Genomic DNA, 12,954 nt, shown 5'->3' on the forward strand with positions numbered 1-12,954 from the left:
TGTTTATGTCATGAAATTTCTTTTGGCAAGAGCGAACATAGTATTTTTTTAACGAACACATGTTTTTTTAAATCTATGAACAATGAAAGTGAAGCTAAAAGGAATGCCGTGCGACGCGGAACAAAATTATAAATAAGAATTGTATTATTATTATTGATGACAATGCTAAATTTAAATTAAACGGCTAGCTTTAGCTTTCCGTAATAACAATTGCTTTGCAAAAGCATTTAATAAAGAATGGGTTATTTCAAATTAGCAAACACATATTTATGATGGCTGCACTGTTGAAGATGTCGATATTTATCATAGCTATGATTTAACTATTAATGAAAACTTACCACAAGTTTCAGAAATAATGTCTGGCAATCAACGCCTTTATTAAATTCCAATTAAATTTTTAAACATGAAAAATAGATACTGCTTTGGAAAGCGTGATTTTGATACGCTTTCCAAAGAGCTAAAATGGATTAAAGCTTAAAGTAGGTCATTTAGCTTTGGTACAATATCAAATAAGTCACCAACCAAAGCGTAATCTGCGATCTGCATGATTGGTGCTTCTTCGTCCTTATTAATCGCAACAATAATGCCTGAATCTTTCATACCAGCCAAATGTTGTATAGCCCCGGAAATACCAATTGCAATGTAAAGTGCAGGTGCAACAACCTTACCCGTTTGGCCGACCTGCCAATCATTAGGGGCATAACCAGCATCAACCGCCGCACGACTTGCCCCAATTGCAGCACCTAATTTATCAGCAAGCGGCAATAATAACTGCATGAACTGCTCTTCTGAACCAAAGGCGCGCCCACCTGACACAATAACTTTAGCAGAGGTGAGTTCAGGACGCTCATTAGCCGTAACGTCGGCCTTGATAAACTGCGACAAGCCTTTATCTTCCGGCGGCCCAACCGCTTCAATTCTGGCATTGCCATTTTCTTCAATAACACCACTAAAAGCGGTTGTGCGCACAGTGATAACCTTTTTATCCTCATCGCTTTTTACCGTCTCAATAGCGTTACCAGCATAGATTGGGCGCTTAAATGTGCAGCTATCAACCACTTCTACAATGTCTGAAATCTGCATCACATCAAGCAAAGCGGCAACGCGCGGCAATATATTTTTACCCCTAGAGGTTGCTGGGCTCAGCAAATAATCATAAAAATTACTGCGTGATAGCATGAGATCGGCAACAGGCTCTGCCAACTGGTGCTCAAGATGGGGCGCATCCCCTACCAATACAGCTCTAACCCCAGATAATTTAGCAGCAGCAGCAGCAATATTACCAACATTATGTCCGGCAACTAAAATATCAATATCACCACCGATTTTTTGCGCAGCAAGCAATGTCTTTGCGGTTTGTTCGGAAAGGTTCACACTATCATGTTCAGCTAAAATAAGAATCGCCATTTTTTTCCCTTCCTTAAAAAATTCCAGCTTCATTTTTTAGTTTAGCCACCAGCTCTTCGGCGCTTGCAACTTTGATGCCAGCTTTGCGCCCTTGCGGCTCTTCAACATTTAAAATACTTAGCCGTGGGCTTGCATCAATACCAAGTTCTTCAAGACTGGTTTCATCAATCGTTTTTTTCTTAGCCTTCATGATATTAGGAAGAGAAGCATAACGGGGTTCATTCAAGCGAAGATCAACGGTTAAAACAGCTGGCAGCGTCACTGCAATTGTTTCAATACCACTATCCACCTCGCGAGCAACAATTGCCTTTTCTCCGGCAATTTCCAGTTTAGATGCAAAAGTTGCTTGTGGCCATGCTAATAATGCAGCAAGCATTTGCCCCGTTTGATTGCTATCATCATCAATTGCTTGTTTACCAAGAAAAACCATATCAGGCTTTTCATTTTCAGTGACGGCCTTTACCGCTTTAGCTACATTTAATGGCTCAACAACACTACCGGTTTTAACCAAAATAGCGCGGTCTGCGCCCATCGCAAGGCCTGTACGCAAAACATCTTGGGCAGCTTGTGGACCAACTGACAACAAAATCACTTCATTAAAAACACCAGCTTCCTTTTGACGGATAGCTTCTTCTACCGCAATCTCGTCAAATGGATTCATCGACATTTTGACATTAGCAAGATCAACACCTGAACCGTCGCTTTTTACACGGACTTTAACATTATAATCTACGACACGCTTCACACAGACCAAAACCTTCATGCTGGCATTATCCTTTCCAATTTGAGTGTATCTAATGCACCAGAATGTAAAGCTTATTGAAAAACACTCCGATTTAAGGCGCATACAACACCCAAGAAAAATCTTTAAATATAAAACCTACTAAACCTATTCTGATACCCTATGTAAAGCGCGAAATATCTCTTTACCAAACTCTTTTTGAACAAATTTACCATTTAGTGCGCGGCTTTAAGCAATTTTCGTAATTATTTGGGTTAACAATAGGAAAATATAGCTATTTAAAATAGGAGATTTTATTTTGCAGACTAAAAAACACTATCTAAAGAAAAATTATTTTGCCGGAAAACTAATTTATTTAACATTAATCAAGTGATTTAGCATTTAAAATTAAACTAATAAACTGTAAGAATGCAAATAGGAATAAAGGCAAAAAAATAAATATATTGTATATTCTTTAGGTAGTGTATATATAAAAATATTTTAAATTAATAACTCACATTTTATTGTTTAAATCTTTTAATATTAAATAAAACTATTTCGTTTTATTAAATTTAAATGATATAATTTCATTTAATTCAGTTACCATCTAAGTAAATCAATATTTTTTCTATTTGAATGTTCTTCATGTAAAACGCATTCTATTAAATCAGGATTTATTCATTTATGTTTACTATAAGACAAATGCGTTATTTTGAGGCTTTGGCTAACACTCGTCATTTTGGTGCAGCGGCGGACAAGGTTGGCGTTTCCCAACCAGCTTTATCAGTGCAAATTGCGGAGATGGAAAAATCTATAGGCCTTTTGCTTTTTGAACGTATGCCAAAAGGCGTTATATTAACAACTACTGGACGCGACTTTTTGCCAATTATTCGTTCTATATTGAAGCAAATGAAAACACTTGATGAGATGTCCTCACTGTATCGCGGTCCGTTTCATGGAATTTTACGTATTGGTATTATTCCCACTCTCGCCCCGTATCTTCTACCTAGCCTTTTACCAGTCATCAAACAAAACTACCCCAATCTTTCATTAGAATTACGTGAAGCGAAAACAACGACATTAGCAAGTGAATTAGCGATCGGCAATTTAGATTTAGCATTAGCTGCCGAACCTTTTCCTATAGATGCAGTAAAATCTAAACACTTATTTTCTGATCCGTTTTACCTTGGCACTTCAAAACAAGAGCAGCGTTACGATAACGGCGTAGATAATGTCGATGATATAGATATTACACAATTACTCCTGCTTGAAGAAGGCCATTGTTTACGTGATCAAGCGCTTGATATTTGCAGCACCAATAATTATTTGCAAGAATATGGCGCAACCAGTCTTACCACGCTATTGCAATTAGTTGCTAATGATTTTGGCGTAACGCTAATTCCACAAATTGCTTGTATCGATGATAGTAATTTAAAAAATTTGAAAATTTTAAATTTCAAACATAGTCATCCTAAACGTGACATTTCATTATTTTGGCGAGAGCGCAGTCCTCGTGATAAGGAATATGAACAATTTGCTCAAATTTTGATTAATATGGTAAAGCCACTACAAAAAAAAGCAAATCAAAATATACTACTACAGGAATAATGCCTTTAGTTAAGCTGATGAATAATTTTGCTTAAAAGTGCAAATTGAAAGCACATCTTATTTAGATTTATCAAAAAAGCCTATTGGTTAATTTACCAAATAGGCTAATTTATTATATATGTTTTGTCATCAAAAATATTTAATGCATCAAACCCTTACCAAACCACATTTAAGCGCAATATGGCAAGGGTTTATTTTTGCAGTTACCGATTAATTCAGCGTGAAACTAACACCGGCACCAACACCAAAATCACCTCCGGCAGATGTAGCTGTAACATTAGCGCGTACTTTACCTGTTTCAGATGTGTAGCCAGCACCTACTGCAAAAGCACCTTCACTCTTCCAGAAGCCACCACCAGCTGCAATACTTATCTTGCCAGGAGTTGAATCAAAACGTAAGCTAGAGGCTGCAAGTCCGATAGCGGCAGCTTGTCGTGCTTCTTTACGAACATCATTAATACTACCGTTAAGCTGATTAAACTTAGCATCAGTATAATAATTAGCTTGTTCAACCGAATTCTGAGTCATACTTTCAATTCTTTGATCAGTATAAGCTTTGGAGTCATTAAGGGTGACTTGCATTTGCTCCTTAGTATAATCATAAAGCTGACCACCATTTACCGCCTGCTTTGAATCTTTCTCAATCTTACCATCTGCCACATTATTAATAACAACTGGCTTACTGGCATCAGCTCCTTTCAGACTAATTGAGTTGGTTTTATTACCATTTTCGTCCTTATCATAGGTTACAGCATTAGTTGCAACATCATTGACGTTACTTTGAATTTGATCAATCCTTTGATTAGTGTCCCAAAGCTGTCCGCCATTTACTGCGTCTTTTGAGTTTTGAGCGATTGTACCATTTTCAACATTAACAATCTTGTTTGGTTGGTTATTCTTGGATCCGGCATCATAACCACCAGCACTTTCGTCATAACGCAACGCATCCTCATCTGGACCCATATTATCTATTTGGCTTTGCACATCACTGACACGTTGGTTAACATTATCAATGCTACTGCTAACACCAGTAAGGGCATCACCAACATTTCCATAATTTGCGCTGGTTTTATTGCCGCTTGTATCAATTTGACTAATCACAAAATTAGGAGCGGTCCAAGTACCATTGATAAAGGCTGCACCAGCACCGAGGAAACTTGCTATTTGACTATTTGATGAGTAGAGTTGTCCACCATTTACTGCATCACTTGAATTTTCTTCCAATGAACCATCTGCAACATTTGTTATTTTACTCTTGGTTACTTCACCATCGACTGTACGGCCTGCGTTAAAAGCACCTGCTGTATCATCCCAAAGCAATGCATTGGAACTAAGATTGCTTACATTGCTACTAACTGCTTCCACCTTATCATTTACAACATTAATGTTGGTATCTAACTGGGTTAATGCACTGTCAACACTATCATAAGTCGAAACTAATGAACCAGAACGCAACATCCGCGCATCATTAGCAACGATGGTTGAAATCTGAAAGCTTGGCAACACACCATTCGCAAGATCAGCACCGCCACCAAGTGCGCTTGAAGTAAGATTTGCAACTGAGTTTATACTCTCATTGGTCGAATATAATTGCGAACCATTGATAACATCGGTTGAATTTGCGCTTATATCCCCTGCAGCAACATTGGTGATTTTACTAGCGGTTGATTCACCATTGTCATTAATGCGAGAAGCATTAAACGAATTTATTGTCGTATCCCATTTGAGTGCATCGGTGTCTATACTATTAATCTGCCCCTTAATTGCATTTAAACTTGTATCAACACCGCTAAAGGCTGAACTTACATTATCATAGGCTGTACCTTGAATGCTAAAGCTTGGCGCTGTACCATCTGTAATATCACCGCTGCCAAGTGCCGCGTTAATATTTGTAGCATGGTCATTAACCTTGCTATTAAGCGCAGTCACATTGCTATTGGTTGTTGCCAAATTTGCATTGGTTGTATCAAGATTAGTATTAGTCGTTGCTAAATTGGTATTGGTTTCGTTTAATTGCTTACCAGTTACTGCATCTGTTGAAGTTTCTGATAAGGTTGCATCAGCAAGATTAGTTACTTTCTTACTCGCAGCATTAATACCTAATGTGGTCACACTTGGACCATTAGCAATTGTAAGACCAGTTGCGCTAAGGGCCGTTGAGCCATCACCAACAGTAATTGCAAGGCCATTAGTGTTCAACAAAGAATTACCGGCTGTAACACTGGTTACATCAATATTTTCTGCAAGTTCAAAACTGATATTATTGTTATCTGTTCCTTTTGTAACCAATAAATTACCAGAACTTCCAGCACTAAAATCAACGGTTGCACCATTACCGATCTTGGTAGAATTTTCACCACCAACGGAAAGGCTCCAAGAAGCGCCACTGATTGCATCACTTAACTGACCATAATTTACCGCGTCACTATCTGCAGTACCATTGGCAACGCCAGTAATTTTTTGAGATGAACCATTACGGGTCGCCGTAAATACACCGCCGCTATATTGTAAAGCATTGGCTTGTAGGCTAGCAATATCGGTCGAATTTGTCGCAATATTAGTCGTATTGGTTGCAATATTATCCTTGTTCGTGGTGATTGCGGTATCAGCTGCAGTCAATGCAGCAGCAACGCTGTCCTTTACAACGCCTTGAATGCTAAAGCTTGGCGCTGTACCATCTGTAATATCACCGCTGCCAAGTGCCGCGTTAATATTTGTAGCGTGGTCATTAACCTTACTATTAAGCGCAGTTACATTGCTATTGGTCGTTGCCAAATTTGCATTGGTTGTATCAAGATTAGTATTAGTCGTTGCCAAATTGGTATTGGTTTCGTTTAATTGCTTACCAGTTACTGCATCTGTTGAAGTTTCTGATAAGGTTGCATCAGCAAGATTAGTTACTTTCTTACTCGCAGCATTAATACCTGATGTGGTCACACTTGGACCATTAGCAATTGTAAGACCAGTTGCAGTAAGGGCTGTTGAGCCATCACCAACAGTGATTGCAAGACCATTAGTATTCAACAAAGAATTACCGGCTGTAACACTGGTTACATCAATATTTTTTGCAAGTTCAAAACTGATATTATTGTTATCTGTTCCTTTTGTAACCAATAAATTACCAGAACTTCCAGCACTAAAATCAACGGTTGCACCATTACCGATCTTGGTAGAATTTTCACCACCAACGGAAAGGCTCCAAGAAGCGCCACTGATTGCATCACTTAACTGACCATAATTTACCGCGTCACTATCTGCAGTACCATTGGCAACGCCAGTAATTTTTTGAGATGAACCATTACGGGTCGCCGTAAATACACCGCCGCTATATTGTAAGGCATTGGCTTGAAGGCTAGCAATATCGGTCGAATTTGTCGCAATATTAGTCGTATTGGTTGCAATATTATCCTTGTTCGTGGTGATTGCGGTATCAGCTGCAGTCAATGCAGCAGCAACGCTGTCCTTTACAACGCCTTGAATGCTAAAGCTTGGCGCTGTACCATCTGTAATATCACCGCTGCCAAGTGCCGCGTTAATATTTGTAGCGTGGTCATTAACCTTACTATTAAGCGCAGTTACATTGCTATTGGTCGTTGCCAAATTTGCATTGGTTGTATCAAGATTAGTATTAGTCGTTGCCAAATTGGTATTGGTTTCGTTTAATTGCTTACCAGTTACTGCATCTGTTGAAGTTTCTGACAAGGTTGCATCAGCAAGATTAGTTACTTTCTTACTCGCAGCATTAATACCTGATGTGGTCACACTTGGACCATTAGCAATTGTAAGACCAGTTGCAGTAAGGGCTGTTGAGCCATCACCAACAGTGATTGCAAGACCATTAGTATTCAACAAAGAATTACCGGCTGTAACACTGGTTACATCAATATTTTTTGCAAGTTCAAAGCTGATATTATTGTTATCTGTTCCTTTTGTAACCAATAAATTACCAGAACTTCCAGCACTAAAATCAACGGTTGCACCATTACCAATCTTGGTAGAATTTTCACCACCAACGGAAAGGCTCCAAGAAGCGCCACTGATTGCATCACTTAACTGACCATAGTTTACCGCGTCACTATCTGCAGTACCATTGGCAACACCAGTAATTTTTTGAGATGAACCATTACGGGTCGCCGTAAATACACCGCCGCTATATTGTAAAGCATTGGCTTGAAGGCTAGCAATATCAGTAGAATTTGTCGCAATATTAGTCGTATTGGTTGCAATATTATCCTTGTTCGTGGTGATTGCGGTATCAGCTGCAGTCAATGCAGCAGCAACGCTGTCCTTTACAACGCCTTGAATGCTAAAGCTTGGCGCTGTACCATCTGTAATATCACCGCTGCCAAGTGCCGCGTTAATATTTGTAGCATGGTCATTAACCTTGCTATTAAGCGCAGTCACATTGCTATTAGTCGTTGCCAAATTTGCATTGGTTGTATCAAGATTAGTATTAGTCGTTGCCAAATTGGTATTGGTTTCGTTTAATTGCTTACCAGTTACTGCATCTGTTGAAGTTTCTGACAAGGTTGCATCAGCAAGATTAGTTACTTTCTTACTCGCAGCATTAATACCTGATGTGGTCACACTTGGACCATTAGCAATTGTAAGACCAGTTGCAGTAAGGGCTGTTGAGCCATCACCAACAGTGATTGCAAGACCATTAGTATTCAACAAAGAATTACCGGCTGTAACACTGGTTACATCAATATTTTTTGCAAGTTCAAAGCTGATATTATTGTTATCTGTTCCTTTTGTAACCAATAAATTACCAGAACTTCCAGCACTAAAATCAACGGTTGCACCATTACCAATCTTGGTAGAATTTTCACCACCAACGGAAAGGCTCCAAGAAGCGCCACTGATTGCATCACTTAACTGACCATAGTTTACCGCGTCACTATCTGCAGTACCATTGGCAACACCAGTAATTTTTTGAGATGAACCATTACGGGTCGCCGTAAATACACCGCCGCTATATTGTAAAGCATTGGCTTGAAGGCTAGCAATATCAGTAGAATTTGTTGCGATATTAGTCGTATTGGTTGCAATATTATCCTTGTTCGTGGTGATTGCGGTATCAGCTGCAGTCAATGCAGCAGCAACGCTGTCCTTTACAACGCCTTGAATGCTAAAGCTTGGCGCTGTACCATCTGTAATATCACCACTGCCAAGTGCCGCGTTAATATTTGTAGCATGGTCATTAACCTTGCTATTAAGCGCAGTCACATTGCTATTAGTCGTTGCCAAATTTGCATTGGTTGTATCAAGATTAGTATTAGTCGTTGCCAAATTGGTATTGGTTTCGTTTAATTGCTTACCAGTTACTGCATCTGTTGAAGTTTCTGATAAGGTTGCATCAGCAAGATTAGTTACTTTCTTACTCGCAGCATTAATACCTGATGTGGTCACACTTGGACCATTAGCAATTGTAAGACCAGTTGCGCTAAGGGCTGTTGAGCCATCACCAACAGTGATTGCAAGGCCATTAGTGTTCAACAAAGAGTTACCAGCCTTAACACTGCTTACACTAATATTTTCTGCAAGTTCAAAGCTGATATTATTGTTATCTGTTCCTTTTGTAACCAACAAATTACCAGAATTTCCAGCACTAAAATCAACTTGGCTTCCAAGGCCAACATTACTTGCCTCACCGCCGCCAACTGATATATTCCATCCTTGAGCAGCATAAGCACGCATTTGTTTAAGCTGTGCGATGTTAACGGCATCAGTATCATTAGTACCTGCTGCAAGACCGGTAATTTGTCTTGTTATGGTTGAACCACTGCCAACACTGACTGAACCTGTGGTACTAACCCAAGTACCACCAGTCGTTGTAGATGCTGCATTGCTGAAAGGATCAAAGCCTGACACGCCAGCGTCAACCGAAGCGATAGAATTAGCTCCAAGAGCAACACCACCGACGATCGTGCTTTGAGTACCATCACCAATTGCTATAGATAAATTTTTTGATGCAGCAGATCCTCTGCCAATGGCTATTGCCGAAGTGGCAGTTGCACTTGATTCACCGGCTATGGCAATAGCATCATCTCCAGTTGCAGATGAGCCTTTCGTTGCATTACCGCCAAGTGCCACAGCACCTGCACCGCTAGCAATTACTCCAGCATCGCTACTACCATTGGCGGTAGAACCCAATGCTGTCGCACCAATTCCTGTAGCTTGTGCGTTGGAACCAATAGCAATCGCGTTTTTTACTGACGCATAAGATAGTGTACCCAAAGCGAGAGCATCAGTATCCAATGCTTGAGCCGACAAACCAAGCGCAATAGTACCGCCCGCATTTGCTATCGAGCTCTGCCCCATCGCAATACTTGCTGTACCATTCGCTTGTACATTCATACCAATAGCAGTTGAAGACACACCTAAAGCTTTGGAGTTACAACCAACTGCAAAAGAGTTAACACCATATGCAGTTGTTTTATTGTTAACTTGCGCACTATTTGCATAACCATGAAAAGTTACGTTGCCAAATGATTGCTCTGCGCTTTGATAACTAATTATACCTGAATTGGCTGCCGCGTTTGAAGGGTCTGCATAATCTCGGCTAACTGATTGAGAACCAAAACCATACATGCCGCCCAGATACGTACTCGCATCAGTACCATAAACGCCAGAATAAACAGTATCGCCTGCAAAAATAGAGCAATCGCCGTCACCCACCATAGCGATGCCTGTGTTACTTGTGCTAGCGCCGCCGCCGCCGCTAGACCCAGGTCGTGTTTGTGGAGGCGAACTCGCAGCTATACCACTATCTGATATTGCAATAGCGGCATGTGCAGTTCCAACCTGAAATGATGTGATACAAACACCGGCTGACAACAACGCAGCGGCAGTTTTCTTTATATCAAGCTGAGGAAAAAAATTATTATTAAACTTGACCGCAGAAGCATTAGATGCCAATTTTTTCAAATTAAGGTTTGTCGAATTTCTCATGATAACATCCATTTCTATGATCAACGCGGCATTAATTGTAACCGCCATAACACTCATCGTATTTTAACAACAAAGTATTAAATCAAAAGAACATGATTTTTTTTAAGTAAATACTTTATAATTTACTTAAAAATATCTTTTTTTAAATATAACATATGATTTATATAATTTAAATAAGAACTTAAAATCAGATAACTTTAGATAGAAAGCTAATTTATTTAAAACTTAAATAGAATTAACTAACTAATGTATCCACGATTATTTTTTTTGATTTAACAACAAATGAACGTCTACAAAGACATTTGGTTCCATTTTTTTTAGAAACTAATAACACTATTTTAACTAGCAATTTAAAGGACTAAATCACCAACAAAAATTGAAATATAAAAATAGAGAAAAATGATTGACCTTGAGGCTATGATAAGGGGGAAAATATTGCCTACATAACAATATTTTATGATTATTAAATAATGAAAGTAAGATTTTTATATTTTGATAGGGCGCTACGGAATAAGGGCAATATCGGTTAATTTTTCATTGGCCTATTTGAAAACCACCCAATGTTAGCAAGCATGTATTGCACTTAGCAAAAATTTCGCTGAACTCTTAAACGAAAAAAGGCTCCTTTTAAAAAAGGAGCCTTTTTGATAAATAGAAATTTTTTTAAAAAAATCTTATGTGCCTACACAAACACTGGATGTAAAACCTTGATTACCAAAAAAAGCAATCATGTTTGTAAAATTCCGGTTTATTTTTTTTCACTCAAATTAAGCGACGTAACGATGACGCAGCTCGTTTCGGATGCTGGCATGAGCATTACGCTAAAATTATTTGGCAATTTGAATACTGCTGTTGCAGTCAAATCCTTAAGACGTTCACTACCCGCTGGCAATTGTTGCGCAATTTCTCCGCATGATTGCATTTGCAAGATTGTCCGTGTCAAAACACCCGCACAGCCATTAGCTGTTGGTGCAGCAAAAACAACACCTGTTCCCCGACCATTGGTAGATGTATAAACCTGACCAATTAATGCGCCAATCGGATTTTCATCAGCACTTTGTTGACTACCCGTATATATTGCATCATAAGTCGAACCACTAATAACTGCATCCCCCAAATTAGAAAATAATGCTGCACATTTTTTTGCACCAACGTCTTGGGCTTGCTTGGCAAATTCATTATTGATCAAAGTAGTTGTATGATTTGCCTGCGGATCTACTGCTGCTGGCTGTGATTGTGTGGCGGAACCACCAAATTTATCAGCAACTAAGAATCCAGCAATAACGATCAGTATAAGCACTAAAAGGATAAGCCAAAATACCGGCTGAGCCAAAAAAGATTTCTTCTTAGGTTTGGTTTGGTAAATAGATGAAGGTGAATTATTATTTTGATCTGATGTCATTTTTTCCTGCTTTCCCCCAACAATATCCACAGCGCGGAATCCAGCCAAGGGCAAAATATGTGCAATTTTTTAAATCTTAAACAAAGTTAAAAAATAGCATCAATACAAATAGAAGAATTATTGCAATAAGCGATCAGCAATCACTCCAATTACCTTTCACTTTTATAAATTTATCTCGCAACAAATGTTATAATCTAGAAACCTTGATTCTAATTTCAATGTCTAACAACCATCGACAAAAGTATTTATCTCAATATGCTTTTACACTTATTTAACAAGTAATCCAATAACTACTTTATCGATTGCACTGCTTCTTTCAAGCCTTTTAATGGCGCATAAAACTGGAAATTACTGCCATCTTGCAATGGATAAGAAATAAACGCCATCGCTCCTGTATCAATTGCTGCGCTAAGTACTGGCCCGACTCGCGTCTGTGCTAGGCAAAGCGATTCATTACAATCAACATAGTCGATATTTACTGGCTCCTTGCGATTTTGAAAGAACATTTGTATTGGCTTAGTCTTATCAGCTGTCGGCAATGCCCGAAGCAAAAAGAACGGCTGTCCATTATCACTAGCAGCTAAAGACCAACTAAAAACCACATTACCTGCACGATCTACAATTGACTGCGTAACATTGCAAACCTGTTTTTTAGCTGGCAAGTCCTCGTCACAGATAAGCGTCCAATTATTAAATTGCATAATCGCACGGCGAATCTGACCGGGTTCACCATCTGGCACTGAAAGTTCAGGCGGATGAGGAAAGTAGTTTTGCTCTGGCTGTTGCGAAAAGCTTTCGCCTCCCCCCATTAGGGAGAAGGCGAGAGCGATTATTGTAAATTTAAGTTTTTTCAAAACCATAA

At 39.0% G+C, this 12,954-nt stretch carries 6 protein-coding genes; 1 reads left to right on the top strand and 5 read right to left on the bottom strand.

The annotated features are described in order from the left end of the window. Positions 1–474: 474 nt before the first annotated feature. Both N5852_RS11505 and N5852_RS11510 read right to left on the bottom strand, forming a co-directional pair. Positions 475–1,407, bottom strand: a complete 933-nt coding sequence (locus N5852_RS11505) for an electron transfer flavoprotein subunit alpha/FixB family protein (RefSeq protein ID WP_262097924.1) — start codon at positions 1,405–1,407, stop codon at positions 475–477. A gap of 13 nt (positions 1,408–1,420) precedes the next feature. Next, positions 1,421–2,170, bottom strand: a complete 750-nt coding sequence (locus N5852_RS11510) for an electron transfer flavoprotein subunit beta/FixA family protein (RefSeq protein WP_262097925.1) — start codon at positions 2,168–2,170, stop codon at positions 1,421–1,423. Positions 2,171–2,812: 642 nt separating this feature from the next. On the opposite strand from N5852_RS11510, the gene N5852_RS11515 reads away from it, so the two are divergent. Next, on the top strand, positions 2,813–3,736 hold the full coding sequence (locus N5852_RS11515; protein WP_262097926.1) for a hydrogen peroxide-inducible genes activator: 924 nt from the start codon (positions 2,813–2,815) through the stop codon (positions 3,734–3,736). Positions 3,737–3,946: 210 nt separating this feature from the next. Here N5852_RS11515 and N5852_RS11520 read toward each other — a convergent pair whose 3' ends face one another. The 3 genes from N5852_RS11520 to N5852_RS11530 form a co-directional block, all read right to left on the bottom strand. Next, positions 3,947–10,690 carry a YadA-like family protein gene (locus N5852_RS11520; RefSeq protein ID WP_262097927.1) on the bottom strand — a complete coding sequence of 2,248 codons (6,744 nt, stop codon included), beginning with the start codon at positions 10,688–10,690 and terminating at the stop codon, positions 3,947–3,949. Positions 10,691–11,438: 748 nt separating this feature from the next. After that, positions 11,439–12,092: a hypothetical protein gene (locus tag N5852_RS11525; protein WP_262097928.1), complete on the bottom strand. Its 654-nt coding sequence runs from the start codon at positions 12,090–12,092 to the stop codon at positions 11,439–11,441. Positions 12,093–12,382: 290 nt separating this feature from the next. Beyond that, positions 12,383–12,952, bottom strand: a complete 570-nt coding sequence (locus N5852_RS11530) for an invasion associated locus B family protein (RefSeq protein ID WP_262097929.1) — start codon at positions 12,950–12,952, stop codon at positions 12,383–12,385. Positions 12,953–12,954 lie beyond the last annotated feature (2 nt).

Source organism: Bartonella sp. HY328, from assembly GCF_025449335.1.
Taxonomy (GTDB): domain Bacteria; phylum Pseudomonadota; class Alphaproteobacteria; order Rhizobiales; family Rhizobiaceae; genus HY038.